The sequence below is a fragment of the Embleya sp. NPDC059213 genome (genome assembly GCF_042754445.1).
Lineage (GTDB): Bacteria > Actinomycetota > Actinomycetes > Streptomycetales > Streptomycetaceae > Embleya.
In genome coordinates this window covers 58,148-81,471 of the sequence record NZ_JBHZAV010000024.1, presented here as the reverse complement: position 1 = coordinate 81,471, position 23,324 = coordinate 58,148, and the positions used below count along the sequence as shown (strand labels likewise).

The following is a 23,324-nucleotide window of genomic DNA, read 5'->3' as shown; positions in this document are numbered from 1 at the left end:
AGGTCAGCGGGAAGCCGCGCGCTCGAAGCAGTCCCGGGATCCCGATCGTGACCCTCGAACCCCTGAGACGGCCTTCGGACGGCCTCCCGCTCGACTGCCCCGACCCCAAACGCCCACCGGAACAGACCCGACCCCCCCGGAAAGACTCCCGGCGCCCCTCACCGGGCCGCCCTTCCCGCCACCCGACCCGAAACGCCCACCGAGAACCCCCGCCCACACGCAATCCACCACCGGCATTCACAAACCGGCCCGCGACACGCACTCACGCCGCACGGCCCCGCAAAACCGCAGGTCAGCGAAAACCCGAGCGTGCCAAGCAGCCTCGAGATCCCGATCGTGACCCTCCAAGCCCTCAGACAGCCCTCCACCCGGCCACCCGACCCGAAACGCCCACCGAAACGCTCCCGACCCACTCGAAAAGGCCCCCCGGCGGACCCGACGAAAGCACCCTCCCGCTCCGCCGTTGCCAGCGCCTTTCCGGCGAGCAACACCCACCTTTCGCCGGGAAACCCAAGGCTCCCGGCCACCGGCGACCACGGGACCGGGCCCACCTCCACCAGCCCACGCCGACCGTTTAGCACAAAGCCACCCGCCGCCGACCAAGACGCAACCGCCGGACGCGAACACCCGACCCACTCGGAAAGGCTCCCCGGCGGACCTCACCGGGCCGCCCCACCCGCTCCGCCGTTGCCAGCGCCTTTCCGGCAAGCAACACCCCGCGTCTCGCCGGAGGACTCAGGGCTCCCGGCCGCCGGTGACCGTGGGACCGGGCTGATCTCCGCCGATCCACGCCGACCGTTTAGCACAAGGCCACCCGCCGCCGACCAAGACGCGACCGCCCGCCGCAAGCGCCCGGCCCACTCGAAAGGTCCCCCGGCCGACCCGACGAAAGCACCCACCCGCTCCGCCGTTGCCAGCGCCTTTCCCGCCGAGCAACACCCACCTCTCGCCGGGAAACCCAAGGCTCCCGGCCGCCGGTGACCCTGGGGCCAGGCCCACCTCCGCCGATCCACGCCGACCGTTTAGCACAAGGCCACCCGCACCCAACCCAACCAAGACGCAACTCCCACGTCCCGCCCACGCCGGATCCATCCGCCCGCCGGGCGTGGCTCGTACCCTCGTAGTCCCAGGTGCAGGTGCGGACCAGGTTCGGGAAGGTGTGCCGGTGGTTGATTCACGGCAGGTCAGGGACATCGGAAACGTCGCGGATGCGGATGCCGAGCACTGGCCCGACGCCGGAAAGGGCCCTGACGCTGTAGACGGCCCCGACGCCGCCAACGCCGCCAACGGCCCCAACGCCGCCAACGGCCCCAACGCCGCCAACGGCCCCGACGTCGAAAGCGGCCCCGATGTAGGGCTCTTCGGTCCAAGTTCGGTGACCTGGCAACTGCACGCCGACCCCGTCATGTGGGTGGCGGGCGTGCGAGCCCTGTATCTCCAGGCCCTCTACCCAAGGGCTGTGCGCGGTGTCGTGCAGAACTCCGACTTTCGGAAGGATCCCTGGGGTCGGTTGATTCGTACCGCCGACTTCATCGGCGTGACGACCTACGGGACGCGGGGGGAAGCCGAGGCGGCCGGGGCTCGGGTGCGGCGGATCCACGCTGTGATCAGGGCGGTGGATCCCGAGACGGGGCAGTCGTACCGGATAGACGAGCCTGAGTTGCTGCGGTGGATCCACTGCGCCGAGGTCGGGTCGTACCTGTCCGTCGCCAGGCAGGCCGGGTTCCCGTTCACCGACGAGCTGGCCGATCTGTACCTGGACGAGCAGCGGCGCTCCGCCGAGTTGGTGGGGCTGCCGGGGGCGGAGGTGCCGGGGTCGGTGGTCGAGCTGGATCGCTACTTCGCGGAGGTTCGGCCCGTGCTCGCTTCGTCGGACGAGGCGCAGAGCGTGTTCGATTTCCTGCGTCGGCCGCCGGTGCCGTTCGTGCTCGTGCTCGGGCGGGAGGTGTTGTGGCGCCAGCTCTCGGAGTTGGCGTACGCGGCGTTGCCGCGCTGGGCCAAGGAGCTGTACGGGTATCGCGGCCTGCCCTCGTCGGTGGCGCGGCCCGGGCTCAAGGGGCTGCGGCGGGTGATGGGGGCAGCCACGCCGTTGATTCGTATGGCGTACCCGTCGCCGCACATCAAGGGCGCGATGCAGCGGCTCGGCCCGGAGGCCGAGCCGTCGGTGGCACGGTTGCCCGGGATCGGTGCCGCAGAGTGAAGCGTCGCTGACACCGTCCGGCGGGCTGCCACACAGACGACCACTCAGATCACCGAGCGGACCGCCACCCAGGCCACCACGCGGAACCGCCACTGAGACCACAGCACAGACCACCGCCAAGGGACCCGCGGCCGGGGAGAAGTCACCCACAAATAAGTAAGGTCCCCTTTCTTTCTAGGCGCCGGCCCGTCACAATGTCAGACATTGTCAAGTAACCGGTCAGCTCGAAGGGAACCGCACGTGGCGAACGGCTTCTGGGCCCATGCGCAGGCCAATCCGGACCGGCTCGCGCTGGTCGACCCCGATGGCGCCGAGTGGACCGCGGGGGAGTTGTTCGCCGCGTCGAACCGGCTCGTGCACGGGTTGCGGGCGGCGGGGTTGGGCACCGGTGACGTGTTCAGCGTGATCCTGCCGAACTGTGCCGAGTACATCGTGGCGTACATGGCGGCGGCGCAGGCCGGGCTCTACATGGTGCCGGTGAACCACCACCTGGTCGGGCCCGAGATCGCCTGGATCCTCGCGGACAGCGAGTCCAAGGTGGTGATCGGCCACGAGCGGTTCGCGGACACCATCGCGGCCGCGGCGGACGAGGCGAAGGTGCCTGCCGAGGCGCGGTTCGCGGTCGGCGCGGTGCCGGGCTTCCGGCCGTTCGCCGAACTGAGCGAGGGCCGGTCGGCGGAGCCGCCGGCCGAGCGCAGCGTCGGCATGACGATGAACTACACCTCCGGCACCACCGGCCGGCCGCGCGGCGTGCGCCGGCCGCTGTCCGGGGGATCGCCCGAAGAGGCCCGCTACGGCGGCACGTTGCTGATCTACGGCGTCAAGCCGCACGACGACAACGTGCACCTGGTCGGCTCGCCGCTCTACCACACGGCCGTGCTCCAGCACGCGCAGCAGTCGCTGCACATCGGCCACGCCGTCGTGTTGATGGAGAAGTGGCGGCCCGAGGAGATGTTGCGGGTGATCGACCGGTACAAGGTCACCCACACGCACATGGTGCCGACCCAGTTCCACCGACTGCTGCAACTGCCCGACGAGATCAAGGCCCGGTACGACGTGTCGTCCATGCGGCACGCCGTGCACGGTGCCGCGCCCTGTCCCGATCACGTCAAGCGGCGGATGATCGAGTGGTGGGGGTTGTGCGTCGAGGAGTACTACGCCGCCAGCGAGGGCGGCGGTACCTTCTGCTCCGCGCAGGAGTGGCTGGACCGGCCCGGGACGGTGGGCAAGGCGTGGCCGATCAGCGAGATCGGCATCTTCGACGACGACGACAACCGGCTGCCGGCCGGCGAGATCGGCACCGTGTACATGCTGATGCGGGCCGGCCGGTTCAACTACCACAAGGACGAGGAGAAGACCCGCAAGGGTCGGATCGGCGACTGGTTCACCGTCGGCGACGTGGGGTTGCTCGACGAGGACGGCTACCTGTACCTGCGCGACCGCAAGATCGACATGATCATCTCCGGTGGGCAGAACATCTACCCCGCCGAGATCGAGAGCGCCCTGCTGCGACACCCCGCGGTCGGTGACGCGGCGGTGTTCGGCATCCCGCACGAGGACTGGGGCGAGGAGGTCAAGGCGGTCGTCGAGGCCAACGAGGGCTTCGTCGCCGACCCCGAACTGGCCGGGGAACTGCTCGCGTTCTGTGTCGAGCAACTCGCCACGTACAAGCGCCCGCGCACCGTCGATTTCGTGGACGCGATGCCGCGCGACCCGAATGGGAAGTTGCAGAAGCGGCGGTTGCGCGATCCCTATTGGGAGGGTCGCGAGCGGGCCGTCTGAGTCGAGAGACGAATACACCGCCCGGGATTACCCGGGCGGTGTATTCGGCTTTTCCTTTATCGATCCGAATCGGTACTCCACCGATTCGGATCGATGCGGCTAATTTTTTCGAACCGTGTTGTTCCGGTTCGAACCGTGTGCCGCCGGGCGGATTGCGAACCCTGTCCCGCCACGCGGCTCGGCAACTGCGGTCCGCTAAGCGGATTCGGTTTCGGATTCGGCTGCGCCGTCCGGTGCGGACGCCACCGCGAGTGCCCAGGGCAGGTCGGGCTTTCCGGTGGGTGTGCGCTGGGTCCGTTCGACGATGCGCATGACCCTGGGCACCTTGTAGCCGGCGATCTTGGTGCGGCAGTGCTCCTGGATGTCCGCCAGGCTCGGCGTTCGGCCCTCGCGCGGTTGTACGACCACCGCGACGGTCTGGCCCCAGCGCGGATGCGGGACGCCGACCACGATCGCGTCGTAGACCTCGGGGTGGGCCTTGACCGCGCCCTCGACCTCCTCGGTGAAGATCTTCTCGCCGCCGGAGTTGATCGTCGCCGAGCCGCGGCCCAGGAGCGTGATCCGGCCGTCGCCCTCCAGGCGGGCGTAGTCGCCGGGTACCACGTAGCGGGTGCCGTCCGGGCCGGTGCGGAAGACCTCGGCGGTCTTGACCGGGTCGCCGAGGTAGCCGAGCGGGATGTTGCCCTTGCGGCCGAGTCGGCCCACGACCCCGGCCGGGAGCTGGTTGAGGTCGTCGTCCAGGACCACCGAGTCGGGGACCGCCTTGACGGTGATCCCGCTCTGCTGCTCGGTCTGGCCCTTGACCGCGACGCCCACGCCGTTGGCGCCCGACTCGGAGGCGCCGATGGCGTCGCTGACCACGATGCCGAGGCGCTCCATGAATTCCTCCTTCAGCGACGGCGAGAACAGCGCCGCGCTGGAGGACAGGGCGAACAGGGAGGACAGGTCGTACGACTCGCGCCCGTCGCGCGGCTCGGCGAGCGACTCCAGAAGCGGGCGGGCCATCGCGTCGCCGGTGATCAGGATGACGTTGATGCGCTCGGCGACCACGGTCTCCCACACGCCGTGTGCGTCGAACTTGTCGATCAGCACCACGCGGTGGCCCTTGGCCAGGTTCTGCAGCACTCCCCACTGGGTCGCGCCGTGCATCAGCGGCGCGATCGGGAAGGTGGTCATCTGGCCGTTGCGGCCCTTCTCGACCATCTCCTCGGGCCGGGATATGCGCTCGCCGTTGGTGGGGTCGATGCCGCCGCCGAGGGCGAAGATCACGTCCTCCTGGCGCCACACGACGCCCTTGGGCAGGCCCGTGGTCCCGCCGGTGAACAGCAGGTACAGGTCGTCGGCCGAGCGCGGCTCGAAGTCCCGCTCGGGCGCACCGGCCGCCATCGCGTCCTCGAAGCGCACCGCGCCCAGCGACTCGGCGGTGACCCCGGCCGGGTCGGGCTCGGTGCCGTCCTCGACCACGATCAGGTGGCGCAGCGAGGCGACCTTGGGCGCGACCTCGGCGACCCGGTCGGTGAACTGCCGCTGGAAGACCAGCGCGACCGGTTCGGCCTGATCCAGCAGATAGGCCAGCTCATCCGCGACATAGCGGAAATTCACATTGATGCAGACGGCTCGGATCTTGTAGATCGCGAGCATCGCCTCCGCCCATTCGATGATGTTGAAGGCGTAGACCGCGACATGGTCGCCCGGCTGCACGCCGGAGTCCCGGAGGTGATGGGCGAGGCGATTCGCCCGCTCCTCCAGAAGGGCATATGTACGGCGTTCACCGTTCGCGACGATCGCCTCGCGTTCGGGGTATTCCCCGGCCGCGCGCTCGAAGAGGTCGGCAAGGTTGAATTCCATGGGCGGAGCGTAAGGCGTGGGCCCGGCCATATTCCAGAGGCAATATCGTTTGGACGGCCTCGGGAAACTGTGACGCTGTCGACCGCCGCGAACACTTGACTGCGGCAAAGATGTGGGCAGGGGTGGTACGCCGGACCGGCGGGGCCGTCGACACGCCGGACCGGCGGCGCCGCGGCTCAGCGCTGTGCGTACTCCAGCAGACGCGGGCGCGCACTCGCCGCCACCAGCACCACGCACACCCCGAGCACGCCGATCGGCACCCACGGCCAGCCGGTCAGCGCGTCGTCGGCGCGGTCGGTGCGGTCCTCGAAGTCGGCCAGCTCGGCGTCCGCGACCTGGGCCAACGCGGTCTGGTAGTCGTAGAAGTCGAAGGCCAGGTTGCCGCGGCCGACCTTGGTGGCCAGGCCGACGGCGACATCCAGCCGGCCCTCGGCGACCGCCGCGCGCAGCGCCCGGTCGTCGCGGCGGAAGGCATCCAGGCGCGCGGCCACCCGCTGGTTCGGCACGATCCGCTCCAACTGCGCGGACTTGGCGGCGAAGCTCTCGCTGTACGAGCGGGCACGGTCGGGCAGGATCACGAACCGGCTCTCGTCCGCGTTCGCGTCCGAGGCGGTCGCCCGGGCCCGGGCCAGCGCCAGGAACGGGTCGAACGCCTGCGTCTGCGCGTCGCGCAACCGGGCGGCGTGGTCGGTGAACAGGGCTACGGCGGTGCCGGTGAGCGCGGCCACCGCGATGGTCACCGCGGCCAGCCCCGGTGCCAGGACGCGGTGGAAGCGGCGGGCCCAGCGGATCTGGCCGACGATCAGCACGACCACCAGCAACACACCCACCGCGCCGACCGCCAGCGCCGCCCAGCGGGCGTGCGTGCGGTCGGAGTCCGCGTCGGAGGCCAGCTTTTCCTCGGCGCCACGACCCAGGGCGTCGGCGGCCGGCAGCAGATCCTCGTGCAGCATGCTGGTCGCGCTCGCGAAGTAGTTGAGCGCGGACGTCGGCGGGCGCCCGGCCGGGCGTTCCTGGACCTGCTCGTCGGCCAGGCGCGCCTGTGCGACGTAGGCGTCGTAGCGGCCGAGTCCGTCGATCAACGTGCCGACCGGCGCGCCGCCGGAGGCGAGCGTCTGGATGTCGGCGGTGATCCGGCTACGCCGCTCGCGCATCTGCCGCAGCGCCAACTGCCGGTTGCCGACCTGCTCGTCCGAGCCGACCAGCAGCACGTTGGCGACCTGCGCGTCGAGATCGGCGAGCGCGAAGTAGAGATCCGCCGCGACGGCGGCCCGCGGTGCGGAGGTGTCGGCGACCTCGCCGAGTCCGGACCGGGCGTTGCCGGCGCCGACCGCGATCACCGCGGTCAAGGCGACCAGGCCGGCCAGGATCAGCGCGGCGAATCCGTACACCCGGGCGGGCGCCGCACCCACCCGGCGCAACCGGCGCAGTCGAATGCGCGGCGTCCGATCCGGGGGCGGCGCGACCGGCGCGACTCGCGGCGGCGATGGCACGTACGCGGGCGTCGGGGGCGCGGGTAGGGCGGTCGGTGCGGCCATGCCGAAACGGTAGACAGACGGCGCGAAGGGCCAACCATGAACCGATGGCGGTGATGCGAAGGCCGAGTGAACATCCGTGTGTTCGAAGGGTGTTCGGAAAGTGACGGGCAGGCGGCCGGCGAGGGCCCGCGACTGACGCTTGGTCAGCCCTCGGTTGCGCCCAGTTGTGTCACCCGCGCGGATGAACCGAGCGACGTGTGCCGGCTATGCCCCCCGTTGGCCGCATTGGTGACGGTCGGATTCGCACTGCGAAGGGCTGTTGCGGAGCACTCGTTGGCATGTAGCGTTGTCCGCGGTTGCAGCAGTAGATGTAGTTCCCTCGCACGTCCAACGCCTGCGGACATCAACAGCCGTGGGCGTTTTTCGCTCCTCACAGCGAGGGCATCCCGGGGTAACGCGGGGAGTGGGACCACTCGACGGTTCGCGACCCGGGCATCACGAGGTGTGGTGTCTGTGGGTTACGTGAAGGAATCAAGACATGGCCACCGGTACGGTCAAGTGGTTCAACGCCGACAAGGGCTACGGCTTCATCTCGCAGGACGACGGCGGCGCAGACGTCTTCGTCCACTTCTCCGCCATTCAGACGAACGGCTACCGTTCGTTGGAGGAGAACCAGCGCGTGGAGTTCGAGGTCACGCAGGGCCAGAAGGGCCCTCAGGCCGAGATGGTTCGCCCGCTCTGAATCGGTCCCGCGGCTCCGGCGACGGACCGCAGACCTAGCAAGGCCCGCGCCCGTGCAGGGTGCGGGCCTTGGGGCGTTTTCGGGGCGATTCGTCGTGCTTTGGGCGATCTTCGGTGGATTCGTGTTCCCGCTCGGATGTCGCCCAAGGATCATGCGTGGCCGGCGGCATGGTGAGGGGCCACTAGCATGTCTGTATGGGTTTCCTGCGCCGCCGCCCCCCGTCCGGGCCGGATTTCGACGTTCTTGCCATCCCGTTCACCGACTGGCCCGGCTCCGTGATCGTGGCCATGTTGCCGGGGGAGGACGGCAGTTGCCAGGGGATCTTCGTCCGCTACGACCTGCTGGCCAACCGCGGTCCGGCGATGCTGATCGGCAACCTGCCGCCGGGCTCGCCCGCGCGCGAGGAGGGCGTCGGCCGGATCGAGGCCCAACAGCTGGTCGCGGCCCTGGGGCACGAGGAAATGCCCGAGGAGCTGTCCACCGAGGACACCCCGATCATGCTCGGCGACGACCTGCTGATCATCCGCAAGGTCAAGTACGCGGAGGGGCGCCTGGCCTGCGTGGAGTTCGACCGCAGCGACAACGTCATGGTGCGCATCGTGACCTGGGACCGCCCGATCACCGACGACGTGTTCCAACTGCTCAAGCCGATCCCTTCGGACACCTTCGGCGGCTGAGCGAGCGGGACGGCGGGGCGATCCCGCCGGCGCCGGGCGGCCACGACCACTAGCGGGTGCCGATGGCCGCGCGCACGGCCCGGCGGACCATCCCGCAGTCGTCGTGCAGCCTGCGCAGCAGCCGGCGCTGGTCCTCCCCGACCGGGCCCACGTCGTTGAGTCGGATCTCGCGGACGAGCACCAGCATCAGGTTGACCAGGAACGCGTCCCGGGACAGGGAGCCCGATTGTTGGGCCGTCTGGATGATCTGGCGGCGGGTCATCGGGTCCCGCGCCAGCAGGGTCCACAGGACCGCCAGGTCGTAGCCGGGCAGGTGGTAGCCGGAGGACTCCCAGTCGACCAGCGCCGCGCCCTGGGCGGTCAGCAGCACGTTGGACAACACCGCGTCGCCGTGGCAGAACTGCGCGGGCACCCGGCTGAGGCCGCGCAGGAGTTGGGCCAGGTCGCCGGCGTCGCGGTCGGTGAGCAGGCCGAGCTTGTGGTAGCGGTCGACGCGGGCCGGATAGTCGAACGCGAGCGGGAACGACCCGGGCGGGGGCTTCCACCGGTTGAGCGTGGTGAACGCGTGCAACACGGCGCGGACGTCGGCGCGGGCCATCGCGGTGCCCGGGTGGCGTTCGTTCGCCGCGGGCCGGCCGGCCACGTGTTCCATCACCAGGATGCGCCGCTCGGGGTCGGCGGCGATCAGTCGCGGCACCCGGACCGGCGGCCGCTGCCGGGTGAAGGTGCGGTAGGCGTTGACCTCGTGCCGAAAGCGCTGGAGCCAGTGCGGTGAGGCGTCGGTCAGATACTTGACCACGACCGGGCCGCGCCCGACCGAACCGGACAGCAGCAGCGAACGCGGTGTCCGGCGCAGCACCGCGCCGGCGGTGAAGCCGGGACAGAGTCGGGCCGTGAGCGCGGCGACCGCCTCCGGCCCCGGAATCTGTTGCGGCATGCGAGGCACTCCAGGGCCGGCTCCGCCGGCCGGGGCCGGACCGGTGGCGACCGCGGCGTTCGCCGCGACCGCGGGGTTCGTCGACGCCACCGTGCCGGGCGCCGAACCACCGGAGGATGTACGCCTGTTCGGACCGGGTGTGCCCGGCCGTGAGGTCGCGGAACCGGGATTGGTCGGGCGGCCGGGGGTGGTGGACGTCGTGGATGACATGTAGACCTTCCTGCGCTGCCGAGAGGGTGGACCCGGCCGCGCGGCGGGTGGGGGCCCACGTGCCGGATCCACCATCCACAACACTCCGAGATCCGGGTGGTGATCCACGTGGCGAGCCCTGGCGAACCATGGCGAATCGGAGCCGGCTGCTCCGGACCCGGCTAGCCTCGGTCCGGCGAGCGACCTCCTACAGGGCGCTTTCGAGCCACGGTCCCCACATCAACGGGCGGTTTGCAATGCGCCGGGAACCCAACACCAAACTGGTGGACCTCTTCGCCCTGACCGGGTGGTCCAAGGGCGAACTCGCCCGACTGGTCAACCGTCGGGCCGCCGCGATGGGCCATCCTCAGCTTGCCACGGATACCTCCCGGGTCCGGCGCTGGCTGGAGGACGGCGAGCGGCCGAGGGACCCGGTGCCCCGGGTCCTGGCGGCGCTTTTCACCGAGCGGCTCGGGCGTGTCGTCACCTCCGAGGACCTCGGCCTGACCGGTCGCCCCCGGCACAACGCGCAGGTGGTGCAGGAGGATCTGCCGTGGAGCACCGAGCGCACGGTGACCGCGCTGACCGAGTTCACCGGCATGGATCTGATGCTCAACCGGCACGGCTTCGCGGGCAGCGGGTTCGCGCTCGTCGCGGGTCCGGCCCTGGTGGCCAATTTCGAGCGGTGGCTCAACCCCGGGCTCGGCCTGTCCCATCCGCGCGGCGCGCTCGCCGATCCGGTGTCGTACGGACTCGTCGACGCGGGCCCGATCGGCGCCGAGGAGGTCACCGCGCTGGAGAACGCGGTCACCGTCTTTCGCATGTGGGACGCGGATCGTGGGGGCGGGCTGCAACGCAAGGCGGTGATCGGACAGTTGAACGAGGTCGGCAATCTGCTGACCTATCCCAACCCGATGCCGATCACCCGCCGGTTGTGGAACGTGGCGGCCAACCTCGCCGCGTTGGCCGGTTGGATGTCGCACGACGTGGGTCTGGACCCGACCGCGCAGAACTACTTCGTGATCGCGGCGCACGCCGCCCGGGAGGCGGGCGACCTGCCGCGCGCGGCCGAGGCGCTCTCGCGCGCCGCCCGGCAGATGGTGCACCTGGAGCGTCCGGCCGACGCGCTCGCGCTGATCGAGTTGGCGCAGCGCACGGCGGGCGAGCGGGCGGGGGCGACCACACGCGCGATGTTCCACACCGTGGAGGCGTGGGCGCAGGCCGCGCTCGGCCGGGCCGCGGACTGCCGGCGCACCCTGGGCCGGGCCGAGGCGGAGTTCGCCCGGTCGCGCCCGGACGAGGATCCGGACTGGGTGGCCTTCTTCGATGCGGCCGATCTGCACGGCATGCAGGCGCTGGTCTACCGCACGCTGGCCGAGGTGGACCCCACCGCCGCCGGCCGGGCTCAGGAACACGCGGAGAAGGCATTGGAGTTGCGGGCCCGCGGTCACGAACGCTCGAAGACCTTCGACCTGATCTCGTTGGCCTCCGCGTGCCTGCTCGACGGCCGACCCGAGCAGGGCGCGCACCACGCGCGCCTCGCGGTCCGCGCCGCCGGCGAGGTGAGCTCCAAACGCACCTGGGACCGCCTGGAGGTCCTGCGCAAACTCACCGACCGCTACCGCGACGTCCCGGAGATCCACGCCTTCCGCGAAGAATTCGGCCGCGAGGCCTGAGTACCCGGCCCCGAACGCATGCCTTCCGCAGCCCTCCCACCGACGCCGTCCAAGACCGACGCCGTCCAAGCCTGTCGCGAGCACCCGGTCCGCGAGGGGGGAGCACCCTGCCCCGAACATGCCTCCCGCCGCCTGCCCACCCGATGCAACGGGTGGGCAGGCGGGCAAAAGCCGTCCCGAGCCGAGCGGGGTGCTACCGCACGCACACCGCCATCACGCACGCGTCGTCCTCGTACCGGGTGTGCCCGAGCCGACTCAGTACCACGTCCACGCAGGTCCTGGCATCCGCGCCGAGCAACCGCGGGCCCAGGCCCAGGAGCGCGTCCACCGCCTCCTCCGTGCCGCGCCCGCGCCGCTCGACCAGGCCGTCGGTGAAGATCAACAGCACGTCCCCGGCGAGCAGTTCGACCCGGGCCTCGACGAACTCCGGTTCGTCCAGCGCGCCCAGCAGCACGCCGAACGGCGTCGCCAGCGCCCGCCCGGCCCCGTCCCGATACAGCAGCGGTGGCGGATGGCCGCCCTGTGCCCAGGTCAACACCCGCCCCACCGGCTCGAAGCGCGCGCACACGGCGGTGGCCACCTTGTCCGCCGGCAGCGTGTGCACCACGATCCGGTTCAGCGCCGCCAACATCGCCGCCGGCCCCGCCCCGGTCATCGCCACCCCCTGCAACGCGCCGCGCAGCGTGGTCATCCCGGACGCCGCCGCGACTCCGTGCCCCGACATGTCGCCGACCGCCAGGAGCACGTCGCCGCCCGGCAACGCGAGCGCGTCGTACCAGTCGCCGCCGACCTTGGAGTCCTGCTCGGCCGGGAAGTAGCGGGTGGCCACCTCGATCCCGGGCAGCCGGATCGGCCGGGTCCACCACGGCATCACCACGCGCTGGAGCTCGGCGGCGACCCGGTGCTCGGAACGCACCAGCCGACGCTGGGTCAGCAGTTGTGCCCGGGTCCGGGTCAACGCCTCCTGGGTGCGCCGCAGTTCGGTGATGTCGCGGAGCAACGCCCAGACCGCGTGCGGGGTCCCGTCCGCGCCGAGCACCGGCTCGCCGACGAACTGCACGAAAACCCGGGTGCCGTCGGCACGCACGATTCGGAATTCCCCCTCGGCGCCGTTCGCGTGTTCGAGCAGCTCGCGTACCAGCTCCGCGACGAACGCCCGGTCCTCGACCGCGGTGTGCCCGGCCAACTCGGCCAGCGGCACCGGGCCGAGCGCGCGGTCGCGGCCGAACAGCGCGTACATCTCGTCGGACCAGCGCACGTCGTCGCGATCGAGGTGCCACTCGGCGCTGGCCACCGGACCCGAGCCCGGCCCCTCGGTCGCGGCGGTGTGGCGCTGCTCGGGCAACAGCCCGTGCGGGTCCGGCTCGACGAACAACCGGCGCAGGTGCCGCCAGGGCAACGCCGTGTCGTCCCCGTCGTCGGGTCCGAACGGAGTGCCTGGCCCCACGTCCGCCGGCCGGACCGTGCTGCGCGCCGGCGTGCTGGTCGCCGGACCCGGATCGTCGGCCTGTCGATGTTCGGGATCGTCGGTGTCCAGAGTCAGCCGGGCCAGATACTCCGCCGCCTGCCCGAGGCTGCCGGCCAGCAGATCGCACAACAACCCGCGCCGACGCGCCTCCTCGACGGCCGCCGCGTCCTCGCCCGAACCGGCGCCGGCTGCGACAGCGGCGCCCGGGGCCGCTCCCGTGAAGCCGACCGGCCCCGGGCGCAGCCCGAAACCGCCGCGCAGGGCGTCGAGTTCGGCGCGCATCCGGCCGATGTGCGCGAGCCATTGCGCCGGATCCACCACGAGGGGGCCGTCCACGGGGTGTTCGGGCCGTTCGCGCATCCGCTCGCGCTCCTCCGGGCATGAGGTGGCAGGGTGCAATGACTGTCGCACATCAAGGGCCCGGACGCGGATGAAACCACGGTAACCGTGATGCTTGTGGCAGATTGCCCATTTCCGGTGTCCGGAGATGGCGAAAGGGGCCCGATCGCGACCGCGATCGAGCCCCTCACCAGCCGTGACGAGCAATTCCCGACGTGCTCGACATCCTCGAACGACGCACGGGCGAAGCGGGTCAGCCGAGTTCGTTGCCCAGGATGGAGATGAACGAGACCATGTCGCCGGGATACCCGCCGAGGTTGTGGGTCAGCGCGAGCTTGCGCCCGTCCGCCGGGATCCGCCGGTCCGCCGGCGCCTCGTCGCGCAACTGGAGCCAGGCCTCGAACATCATCCGCAGCCCGGACGCGCCGACCGGGTGGCCGAAGCTCTTCAATCCGCCGTCCGGGTTCACCGGCAGCCGGCCGTTCAGGTCGAACGCGCCCGCCAGCACGTCCTTCCACGCGGTGCCGCGATCGGCGAAGCGCAGGTCCTCCATCAGGACCAGCTCGGTCGGCGTGAAGCAGTCGTGCACCTCGGCCATCGCCAGTTCCTCGCGCGGGTTGCGCACCCCCGCCTGCCGGTAGGCGTCCTCGGCGCACGCGGCGATCTCCCGGAACGTGGTGTAGTCGTACTCCGGGTCGATCACCCCCGAGCCGTTGCCCGCCACCAGCGACAGCGCCTTGATGTACAGCGGCTTGTCCGTGTACAGGTGTGCGTCCTCGGCCCGCACCACGATCGCCGCCGCCGCACCGTCCGCGACGCCCGCGCAGTCGAACACGCCCAGTTGGCCCGCGAGCTTGGGCATCGCGGAGATCTTCTCCGGGGCGATCTCCTTGCGGAACTGCGCGCGCGGGTTGCGGGCGCCGTTGTAGTGGTTCTTCGCCGCGATGTGCGACAACACGTCGCGCATCTCCGCCTCGGACACGCCGTACTTGTCGCCGTACGCGGGCACCACCATCGAGAACATCGCCGCCGCGGTGAGCGTGCGCGCGGTGCCGTCACCCGGGATCGGGAACGCGTTCAGGCCCTGGAAGCCGCCGTCCTTGACCTTCTCCACGCCGACCGCCATGGCCACGTCGTACGCGCCGGAGGCGACCGCGTACGCGGCCTGGCGCAACGCGTCGGATCCGGTCGCGCACATGTTCTCCACGCGGGTGACCGGCTTGCCCTGCAACTGCAGCGGTTTGGCCAGCGTCAGCCCGGACATCCCGGATTGCGCGGTGCCCAGCCAGTAGGCGTCGACCTGCTCCTTGTCCACGCCGGCGTTCGCGAACGCCTCGGTGGTGGCCTCGATCAGCAGGTCGTCGGTGCCCCGGTCCCAGTGTTCGACGAAGGGGGTGCAGCCCATCCCGATGATGGCGACGCGGTCCTTGATGCCGTGCGATCCCATGCCTATGCCTCCTCGGCGGCTCGGGCGGTCCGCACGGGGCGGGCCTTCCAGAAGTAGTTGTGGATGCCGTCGGCGGTGCCCAGCCGGCGGAAGGTCGGCTCGACCCGGTCGCCGATGGCCACCTCGGTCGCGTCCATGTCGGTCAGCTCGATCGGCAGCCGGCCGCCGTTGTCGAAGTCCACGACCGCGAACACCACCGGCGGGCTGGGCGAGTAGGCCATCCGGTCCACGGTGAACGTCTTGACCGTGCCGAGCACGTCGGCGGTGGGCACCGGCTCCATGTCGTCCACGTTGCCACCGGTCATCGACACGCGCTGCGGCGGCAGGTGCACCGCGCCGCTCTCGCGATCGCGCGAGCCGACGAAGCCGTACTTCCACTCCACCGAGCGCACCGCGGCCGAGGACGAGGTACGCGCGGGCTCGGGGCGACGCGGCGGCTCGACCGGGAGCAGCCCGCGCCAGGCGAGGTACTTCCCGTACGGCAGCGGCGCGCCGCCGGCGATCTGCTCGGCGACCGTGCGGGTGGGCCGGTAGGCGGCGAGAGCGTCGGTGGTGCGGAAGAGGAACACCTCGGCGCCGTCGGAGAGCACGACCAGGGCGAGCACCCGGCCCGGCTCGGCGTTGTCCAGCGTCGCGCTCAGCAACAGACCCGGGTGCGCCGCGCCGGTGTTGCCGACGCTGCCGGCGAGGTCGTCGCCCAGGACTCCCTCGCGGACCCCGAGCCGGCGGCCCAGCCCGGCGACCGCGCGGCCGTGCAGGCCGGCGATCACCGCGTGGTCGACCTGGTCGGCGGTCAGACCGGTGGCCTTGAGCGCGTCGGTCCACGCCTGCCGACCGGCGGCGAGGTAGTTGTTCTCGCCGAACTTCTCCTCCCACAACTTCGAACGCACCTCGCCGGGGGTGCGCCAGCGGTCGACGAACTCGGCCGTGGCGGACGCGCCGCCGAGGTACTCGGCGAGCACCGGGCCCTCGGCCGGACCGCCGACCAGCAGCGCGGCGGCGCCGTCGCCGCCGGCCGCCTCGTCGCCGCTGCCGGGCAGGCCGACCCGGATGTCCGCGCCGACCACGAGCGCGGCGCCGGCGCCGTCCAGGGCGAGCCGGAGCAGGCCCGCCGCGGAACGCACCGAGCCGGTGGCGTCCATCGCGGGCACCGAGCCGTCCAGGCGCAACGCGGCGTGCATCGCGGTCGCGTTGGTGCGGTCCGCGTACGCGGGCGCCACCGTCGCGAACAGCAGCGCGCGCGGGCGGACCCCGGGCGTCGCGCGCAGCGTGTTGCGGGCCGCCTCGACGCCCAGGGTGGTGGTGTCCTCGTCGAACGAGGCGACCGTGCGGGTGCCCTTGCCGCCGCCGGTACCGGCGACGGCGGCGATGGTCTTGCGGTCCAGGCGCCGGTAGGGGAGATAGGCCCCGTATCCGAGGATGCCGCGTCCCGTCGAAACTGCGGTTCCGTCAGTCGTCATTTCTCCGCTTCCGCCTCGTTCCACTTGGGTTCGTCCGGGTTCGTCGCGTTCGTGCGTTGCCGTCGGCCGCTCGGGCCGCCGTGCGGGTGGATTCGGGAGCGCGGCTACGGGGTCTCCAACCCGATCGCGCCGTCGGCCGCGAGGCGGTCGATCTCCGCGCGGGACAGGCCCAGTTCGGCCTCCAACACCTCGGCGGTGTGTTCGCCGACCCAGGGCACCCGGGTCTCCGGGCCCTCGGCGACGCGGGAGAGCTTGACCGGGTTGCCCGGCGACAGGACCGGTGCCGGGTCGCCGTCGGTGCGCTCCATCTCGACGATCATGTTGCGATTGCGCACGTGCTCGTCCTCGATCACGTCGCCGGGGTTGTACACGGGGCCGGACGCGACGCCCACCCCGCTGAGCGCCGCACACGCCTGCAGGCGGGACTTGTCCGCCGCCCATTCCTCGATGCCCGGCCGCAGGATGTCCTCGATGTGGTCGAACCACTCCTGGGGGCCGGCCAGGCGCGGGTCGCTCTTCCACTGCGGCCTGCCGACCAGGTCGGCGAGCGCCGCGAACATGTGCGGGCGGGCGCACTGGATCAGGAAGTAGCCGTCGAAGGCCCGGAACGAGTGGTTGATCAGCGGTGCCAGGCCGGGGTCCTTCAGGCCCATCGACCAGTAGCTGATGCCCGCGTCGTTCAGCGCGACCATGGCGTCGAACATGGAGATGTCCACGTACTGGCCGACGCCGGTCGCGTCCCGGTGGCGCAGCGCGGCGAGCACGCCGATCACCGCGAACAGGGCCGAGCCCGAGTCGCCCAGCGCGCCCAGCGGGGACACCACGGGCGCGGTGTTCGGGTCGCGCTTGAAGTCGTACAGACCGGCCATGCCCTCGGCGACCGGGGCGTACGCGGGCCAGGACGCGTACGGCGACTCGGTGGTGTTGCCGAAGCCGGACACCGAGAGGTAGATCGCACGCGGGTTGACGGCGGCGATGTCCGCGAAGCCCAGGCCGAGCCGGCCGGCCGTACCCGGCTTGAAGTTCTCGCAGACGATGTCCGCCTTCTCGGCCAGGCGCAGCACGATCTCGCGGCCCTCGGGGTGCTTGAGGTCGACCGTGACGCTGCGCTTGCCGAGGTTGTTGCGCAGGAAGGTGACGCCGACGCGGCGGCCGAGCGGGTCGGTCATCATCGGCAGCGCGGCGCGCCCGGATTCACCGACCACGGGCGACTCGATCTTGATGACCTCCGCGCCCAGGCGGGCGAGCATCTGCGTCGCGTAGGGGAGCGCCTGCATCTGTTCGATGGCCAGGACCCGGATCCCGTCGAGCGGCTTTCCGAAGCGTTGCAGGTCGGCGCCTGCCACCTCTCCCACGCGCATGGTCACTCACTCCCTGTTGTGCGGTCGTACGTGTGCCGCGCGGTCGACCGGCCGGCCGAACCTGCTGCAGCCGTGATGCCCGGGACCCGGCGAAGCGCCTGCCGGGCGCCTCGTACGAGTGCCCAATAGTCGCGAGACAGGCACCTCGTCACCATAGCTGACGGGCAGTCAGATGAGCATGGGTCGAGTCCCGTGCCGCTCGTCACGCGCCCGGATCCGGGGGGCGCGCGGCGTTTCCGGTGGAGGTGCGCGAGGGGCGGAGGCGCTATTGTTGGTTGAGCCATGCAGTTAATGCGTGGCGAGCGACAAGGGGGCGGTCATCGACACCGCGACGACACCGTGTGACGAGCCGACAGCCGGCCGCGCACCGGACGAACTCGGACGCGAACTCGCGCGTCTCATGCGGCTCACGGCCGCCGCCAAGGGGCGCAGTCGCGCAGAGAGCGGCCCCGTGCCGGACGGGGGAGACCGGCTGCTCCTGGCCTACCTCGTGATGGAAGGGCCGCGCCGCGTCACCGATCTGGCCGTGATGACCTTCCTGGACGTGTCCACGGTCAGCCGACAGATCGCCTCGCTGGTCCAGCGCGGCCTCGTCGAGCGCCGCCCCGACCCCAGCGACGGTCGCGGCACCCTGCTCGCGGCAACCGAGGCCGGGGCCCAGGCGTTCGAGATCTACCGCGCCCGCCGCCAGGCCGAACTGGACCGGGTCACCCGCGACTGGTCCGCCGACGAACGCGAAACGCTCGTCCACCTCCTCGGTCGCTTCAACGACGACCTCGAACGAGACCAGGCACCCACGCGCGACGCCGCGCCCGGTGCACCGGAAGGCCGTACCGCATGACCGACACGAAACCGCAGGCCGCACCCGACCAGGCGGCGAGCGAAAGCGGCCTGAGCCACCGCCAGATCATGACGATCCTGTACGGCCTGATGGCCGGCATGTTCCTGGCCGCGCTCGACCAGACGATCGTCTCGACCGCGATCCGCACCATCTCCGACGACCTGCACGGCCTCAGCCGGCAGGCGTGGGCCACCACCGCCTACCTGATCACCTCGACGATCGCCACGCCGCTGTACGGCAAGCTGTCCGACCTGTACGGCCGGCGCCCGTTCTACCTCGCCGCCATCACGATCTTCGTGGTCGGCTCCGCCGCGTGCACGTTCTCCACGTCGATGTACGAACTCGCCGGCTTCCGCGCCCTCCAGGGTCTGGGCGCGGGCGGTCTGCTGTCGCTCGCGTTCGCGATCATCGGCGACATCGTGCCGCCTCGCGAACGCGCCCGCTACCAGGGCTACTTCCTCGCCGTGTTCGGCACCTCCAGCGTGCTCGGCCCGCTCGTCGGCGGCTTCTTCGCCGGCCAGGGCGAGATCCTGGGCATCGCGGGTTGGCGCTGGGTGTTCCTGGTCAACGTGCCGGTCGGCGTGGTGGCCCTGCTCGTGGTCGGCAAGGTGCTGCACATCCCGCACACCCGCCGCCCGCACCGGATCGACTGGTTCGGCGCGGCCACCCTGACCCTGGGCGTCGTACCGCTGCTGATCGTCGCCGAACAGGGCCGCGAGTGGGGGTGGGGCTCGGGCGCCTCGATCGCCTGCTACCTGATCGGCTCGATCGGCGTGCTCACCTGGATCCTGGTCGAGCACCGGATGGGCGAGGACGCGCTGATCCCGATGCGCCTGTTCGCCGACCGCATCTTCAGCCTCGCGTCGCTGATCGGCCTGATCTTCGGGATGGCCATGTTCGGCGGGTTCCTGCTGATCCCGCAGTACTTCCAGATCGTCAAGGGCGCCGGCCCGACCGAGGCCGGCCTGCTGATGATCCCGGTCATGGTCGGCATGATGGGCTCCTCGATCCTGTCCGGCCAGATCACCTCCAAGACCGGCCGGTACAAGATCTTCCCGATCCTGGGCACCGGCATCGCCACGATCGCGATGGGCCTGTTCGCGTTCTTCGTCGACGCCGAGACCTCGCTCGTGACCACGAGCCTGTTCATGGTCCTGCTCGGCGTCGGCCTCGGCCAGTGCATGCAGACGCTGATCCTGGTCGTACAAAACGCGGTTCCGCCGAAGGACATGGGCGTGGCCACCTCCGCCGCGACCTTCTTCCGGCAGATGGGCGCCACCGCCGGCACCGCGGTGTTCCTGTCCGTGCTCTTCAGCAACGTCTCCGGGGAGATCGCCAAGGCGTTCACCCGGGACGTGCGCACCCCCGCGTTCCAGTCCGCGCTGGCCGATCCCGCCGTGCTCGCCGATCCCGCCAACGGGCCGGTGATCGATCTGGTCCGGAACCCGAACCCGGGCGGCGCGCAGGGCTCCGGCGTGCTCAGCGACTCCTCCTTCATCCAGCACCTGGACCCGCGCCTGGCCGCACCCTTCAAGGAGGGCTTCTCCGAGGCGATGCAGTTGGTCTTCCTGATCGCCGCGTGCGTGATGGCGGTGGCGTTCGTACTGGTCTTCTTCATCAAGGAGGTACCGCTGCGCACCATGTCCGGCCTCCAGGCCAAGGCCGCCGCCGAGGCGGCGGAACTGGCCGACGCACAGGCGGCCACCGCCGCCTCGGAGCAGGCCGAACCGTCGCAGCAGCCCGCCACCGCCGGCCCGGTATCCGCCGCGCCCCCATCGTCGGAACAGGACGCCCGACGTGCCGTCGGCCGCCGCCGGCCCGAACGAGACTGACCGCGCCCGACCCCGGTCGCACCGGCCGGACGGGGCCACCGCCCCCGCCGGCCGGCCCCGACACCCCCCCCCCCAGCCCAGCGCCGCCCACCCGATCAGACCCCGGGCGCCCCCCCCCCCACGACCCCCCCCCCCCCCCCCCCCACCCGCCCCCGCCCCCGACCCCCCCTCCCCGCCCCCCCCCCCGCCCCCCCCCGCCCCGCGGGCCCCCCCGCCCCGCCCCCCCGGCCCGAACACCCGCACCACGAGCCGAGCGCCGCACACCGGATCAGACCCGGTGCGCCCCACGCCGCACGACCACCCGCCACGCCCACACCGCCGCGCCCAGGTTCACCGCGGCCAGCGCCACGAACGTCACCACGGCCGCGTGCGCCGACGCGGCGGCACCCGGACCGGTCGCGGACAAGAACGCGGTCCCGTACGTGGCCACCCCCAACACCGCGCCGACCTGCATCAGCGTGACCAACACCCCGCTCGCGTCGCCCGCGTGCTCGGCCCGCACCCGACCCAGCGCGCCCGCCATCAGCGGCCCGATCACCGCGCCCTGGCCCAGACCCATCGCGGCCAAGCCGCACGCCAGCGCCACGCCGCCGTCGCGGCCGCCGTGCACCGAGGCGGCCATGCCGACGTACGACACGGACACCAGCGCGAAGCCCAGGTACGCCACGTGCGTCCGGATCCGCTCCGGCAACCGCCCCCACCCCAGCCCGGAAATCGCGAACCCGATCGCACACGGCACATAGGTCAGCCCGGCCCGCAGCGGACTGTCGCCGAGACCGGACTGAAGGTGCAGCGCCAGGGTGAACAGGAACCCGCTGTAACTCGCGATCCCGATCAGCAGCGCGATCCCGCCGGACAACAACCCGGGCGAACGCAACACCGCCCCCGGCACCAACGGCGAACCACCACGTGCCGCCACCGCCCGCTCGACCAGCGCGAACGCACCCATCCCGAGGACCCCCGCCGCGAGCACCAGCCAACCCCACACCGGCCAACCCTGCTCGTGCCCCATCACCAGCGGCACCACCAACGCGAGCATCGCCGGCGCCAACACCAGCACGCCCGGCACGTCCAACCGACCCCAACCCGTGCGCGTCCCAGGATCCGGCCCGTCCCCGCCCAACGCCCGCCACCCGACCACCAGCAACAACACGCCCAGCGGCACATTGACCAGGAACACCGGCCGCCACCCGGTGCCCAGCAGATCCGCGCTCACCAGCACCCCGCCCAGGATCTGCCCGACGACCGCACCACCCGCGATCGCCGTCTGGTAGAGGCCCATCGCCGCGGTCCGCCGCCGCCCCTCGAACCGGCGCTGGATCAACGTCAACACCTGCGGCACCAACAACGCGGCACCGGCGCCCTGAAGACCCCGGAACACCACCAACTCACCCGTGGACCCGGCCAGTCCACACGCCAGCGAGGCCAGCGTGAACAACCCGAGCCCACCCAGGTACGTCCGGCCGTACCCGAAGATCGAGCCCAATCGCGAACCGGTGATCAACAACATCGCGTAGGCGATCGTGTACCCCGCGATGATCCACTGCAGGCCGGCCCCCGACGCATGCAGGTCCGAACGCATCACCGGCGCCGCGACGTTGACGATCGACGCGTCCAACACCGCCATGAACTGGCCGGCCACCAGCACCACCAGCAGCACCGTGCTCGCGGCCCCGCGCCGGGCCGCCCCCCGTTCCCGCTCCGTCTCCTCGCCCGCGCCCCCGAGAACGGTGGTCACCCGCTCCACGTCCCCCTCGCGCCGGGCGTCGCTGCCCGACATCAGATCCGTATCGTTCATGGAGACGACTGTGATCGGCCCCGGGTACCCGGACCAGTAGCCTGGTTATCCGGGTATAACCAGGCACCTGGCAATCGCCTGCACCGGGACACAGGATGGACCGATGACCGGCAGCCCACGCACCGACGCCGTTCCCGAACAGCACGACCGCCACCGGGCCGACCTCGACCCGAGCGACACCCACCGAGCGGACCCGCCCGCCCTCAAGCGCGCCGTGCCGCAATACGTGGGCCCCACCCGCGCCGCCTCGCGGGCCGAACTCGGCGCGTTCCTGCGCAGCCGCCGGGAGCGCATCACCCCGGACCAGGTCGGCCTCCCGGTCGGCCGCCGCCGGCGCACCCCGGGCCTGCGCCGCGAAGAGGTCGCCCAACTCTCCGGCGTGGGCGTCACCTGGTACACCTGGCTCGAACAGGGCCGCCCGATCAACGTCAGCGCGCAGGTGATCGGCGGCATCGCCCGCACGCTGCGCCTGGACGGCGTCGAGCTGGAGCACGTCAAGCGGTTGGCCTGCGTACCGAGCACGGCGACGCTGCGCAGCGAGAACGCGGTGGACGTCGACACCCAAACCCTGCTCGACGACTTCGCCACGCTGCCCGCGGTCGTGATGAACGGGCGCTACGACGTGCTGGCCTACAACGACCTGTACGCCAAGGTCTTCCCGGCCCTGGTCGCCGCTCCCCGAGCCCGGCGCAACCTGATCTGGGAGCTGTTCACCCGACCCGCGTGCTGCAACCCGTTCCACGAGTGGCGCCAGGAGTGCCAGGGCCTGGTCGGCGTGCTGCGCGGCACCTACGCCCGCAACATCGGCGATCCGGTCTGGGTCGCGTTCATCGACGAACTGGTCGAGGCCAGCCCCGAGTTCGCCAAGGCATGGGCGGCCCACCCGATTTCGCTCACCCGCACCCGGGTCAAGTACTTCCGCCACCTGGACGTCGGCGTGCTGCACGTGCGCGCCATCCCGACCGATCTGACCGCCGCCCCCGGCCAGCGCCTCAGCGTCTACATACCGCAGAGCGAGGAGACCCGCGCCCGCCTGGCCCGGCTCACCGCACCGGACTTCGTCCCCGGCACGCCCCACGCGCACCCGGGACCGTGAGTGGGCGAACGCACCCGGAGAAACGCCGAAGGGGCGGGGGGTGGGGTCGGTGCGCCCGGCCGTGGCTAACACTGGTGGGCGGTACTGGGTTTGTAACAGTGTACCAGGCGCTTATAAACAAAATAGGGTGGCGACGACAACAGCAGTGTAGTT

Annotated in this window: 17 protein-coding genes; 9 read left to right on the top strand and 8 right to left on the bottom strand. The window is 71.4% G+C overall.

Going from position 1 to position 23,324, the window contains the following annotated elements:
• The first annotated feature begins 1,375 nt into the window (after nt 1-1,375).
• Both ACFXMF_RS12585 and ACFXMF_RS12580 read left to right on the top strand, forming a co-directional pair.
• On the top strand, nt 1,376-2,200 hold the full coding sequence (locus tag ACFXMF_RS12585) for an oxygenase MpaB family protein (protein ID WP_379990558.1): 825 nt from the start codon (nt 1,376-1,378) through the stop codon (nt 2,198-2,200).
• Between the two features lie 240 nt (nt 2,201-2,440).
• Nucleotides 2,441-3,982, top strand: coding sequence for an acyl-CoA synthetase (locus tag ACFXMF_RS12580; protein ID WP_379990557.1), 1,542 nt, complete (start codon nt 2,441-2,443; stop codon nt 3,980-3,982).
• Between the two features lie 195 nt (nt 3,983-4,177).
• Here the strand turns inward: ACFXMF_RS12580 and ACFXMF_RS12575 are convergent, their stop codons facing one another.
• Nucleotides 4,178-5,830: an acyl-CoA synthetase gene (locus ACFXMF_RS12575; RefSeq protein WP_360313871.1), complete on the bottom strand. Its 1,653-nt coding sequence runs from the start codon at nt 5,828-5,830 to the stop codon at nt 4,178-4,180.
• A gap of 176 nt (nt 5,831-6,006) precedes the next feature.
• Nucleotides 6,007-7,368 carry a hypothetical protein gene (locus ACFXMF_RS12570; protein WP_360313869.1) on the bottom strand — a complete coding sequence of 454 codons (1,362 nt, stop codon included), beginning with the start codon at nt 7,366-7,368 and terminating at the stop codon, nt 6,007-6,009.
• A 478-nt stretch (nt 7,369-7,846) separates the two neighbouring features.
• Between ACFXMF_RS12570 and ACFXMF_RS12565 the strand changes: the two genes are divergently transcribed.
• Both ACFXMF_RS12565 and ACFXMF_RS12560 read left to right on the top strand, forming a co-directional pair.
• Nucleotides 7,847-8,050, top strand: coding sequence for a cold-shock protein (locus ACFXMF_RS12565; protein ID WP_020557813.1), 204 nt, complete (start codon nt 7,847-7,849; stop codon nt 8,048-8,050).
• 194 nt (nt 8,051-8,244) lie between these two features.
• On the top strand, nt 8,245-8,727 hold the full coding sequence (locus ACFXMF_RS12560) for a hypothetical protein (RefSeq protein ID WP_360313867.1): 483 nt from the start codon (nt 8,245-8,247) through the stop codon (nt 8,725-8,727).
• Nucleotides 8,728-8,776: 49 nt separating this feature from the next.
• On the opposite strand, the gene ACFXMF_RS12555 is transcribed toward ACFXMF_RS12560, so the two are convergent.
• Nucleotides 8,777-9,664 (bottom strand): aminoglycoside phosphotransferase family protein, encoded by an 888-nt coding sequence (locus ACFXMF_RS12555; RefSeq protein WP_360313865.1) that lies wholly within the window; start codon nt 9,662-9,664, stop codon nt 8,777-8,779.
• Between ACFXMF_RS12555 and ACFXMF_RS12550 the strand changes: the two genes are divergently transcribed.
• Both ACFXMF_RS12550 and ACFXMF_RS12545 read left to right on the top strand, forming a co-directional pair.
• Nucleotides 9,663-9,878: a hypothetical protein gene (locus tag ACFXMF_RS12550; RefSeq protein WP_380018031.1), complete on the top strand. Its 216-nt coding sequence runs from the start codon at nt 9,663-9,665 to the stop codon at nt 9,876-9,878. The two genes, ACFXMF_RS12555 and ACFXMF_RS12550, sit on opposite strands and share 2 nt — an antisense overlap.
• A gap of 232 nt (nt 9,879-10,110) precedes the next feature.
• The gene (locus tag ACFXMF_RS12545) at nt 10,111-11,529 is read left to right on the top strand and encodes a hypothetical protein (protein WP_360313863.1); all 1,419 of its coding nucleotides are present in this window, start codon (nt 10,111-10,113) and stop codon (nt 11,527-11,529) included.
• Between the two features lie 193 nt (nt 11,530-11,722).
• Here the strand turns inward: ACFXMF_RS12545 and ACFXMF_RS12540 are convergent, their stop codons facing one another.
• The 4 genes from ACFXMF_RS12540 to ACFXMF_RS12525 all read right to left on the bottom strand — a co-directional run bounded on the left by ACFXMF_RS12540 (nt 11,723) and on the right by ACFXMF_RS12525 (nt 17,604).
• Complete coding sequence (locus ACFXMF_RS12540; RefSeq protein WP_360313861.1) at nt 11,723-13,357, bottom strand: SpoIIE family protein phosphatase; 1,635 nt, start codon at nt 13,355-13,357, stop codon at nt 11,723-11,725.
• Nucleotides 13,358-13,589: 232 nt separating this feature from the next.
• Nucleotides 13,590-14,783 carry an acetyl-CoA acetyltransferase gene (locus tag ACFXMF_RS12535; protein ID WP_360313859.1) on the bottom strand — a complete coding sequence of 398 codons (1,194 nt, stop codon included), beginning with the start codon at nt 14,781-14,783 and terminating at the stop codon, nt 13,590-13,592.
• 2 nt (nt 14,784-14,785) lie between these two features.
• Nucleotides 14,786-16,243: an OB-fold domain-containing protein gene (locus tag ACFXMF_RS12530; RefSeq protein ID WP_360313857.1), complete on the bottom strand. Its 1,458-nt coding sequence runs from the start codon at nt 16,241-16,243 to the stop codon at nt 14,786-14,788.
• A 104-nt stretch (nt 16,244-16,347) separates the two neighbouring features.
• A complete protein-coding gene (locus ACFXMF_RS12525) occupies nt 16,348-17,604 on the bottom strand; it encodes a CaiB/BaiF CoA-transferase family protein (protein ID WP_360313855.1) in 1,257 nt (418 codons plus the stop codon).
• 295 nt (nt 17,605-17,899) lie between these two features.
• Here ACFXMF_RS12525 and ACFXMF_RS12520 point away from each other — a divergent pair, with 295 nt between their 5' ends.
• A complete protein-coding gene (locus tag ACFXMF_RS12520; protein ID WP_360313853.1) occupies nt 17,900-18,445 on the top strand; it encodes a MarR family transcriptional regulator in 546 nt (181 codons plus the stop codon).
• Entirely contained in the window at nt 18,442-20,277 is a 1,836-nt protein-coding gene (locus ACFXMF_RS12515) for an MDR family MFS transporter (RefSeq protein ID WP_360313851.1), read from the top strand. Before ACFXMF_RS12520 ends, ACFXMF_RS12515 begins: the two co-directional genes overlap by 4 nt.
• A 268-nt stretch (nt 20,278-20,545) precedes the next feature.
• On the opposite strand, the gene ACFXMF_RS12510 is transcribed toward ACFXMF_RS12515, so the two are convergent.
• The gene (locus tag ACFXMF_RS12510) at nt 20,546-22,075 is read right to left on the bottom strand and encodes an MFS transporter (protein ID WP_379992807.1); all 1,530 of its coding nucleotides are present in this window, start codon (nt 22,073-22,075) and stop codon (nt 20,546-20,548) included.
• 103 nt (nt 22,076-22,178) lie between these two features.
• On the opposite strand from ACFXMF_RS12510, the gene ACFXMF_RS12505 reads away from it, so the two are divergent.
• Nucleotides 22,179-23,171 (top strand): helix-turn-helix transcriptional regulator, encoded by a 993-nt coding sequence (locus tag ACFXMF_RS12505; RefSeq protein WP_360313847.1) that lies wholly within the window; start codon nt 22,179-22,181, stop codon nt 23,169-23,171.
• The last annotated feature ends 153 nt before the right edge of the window (nt 23,172-23,324 follow it).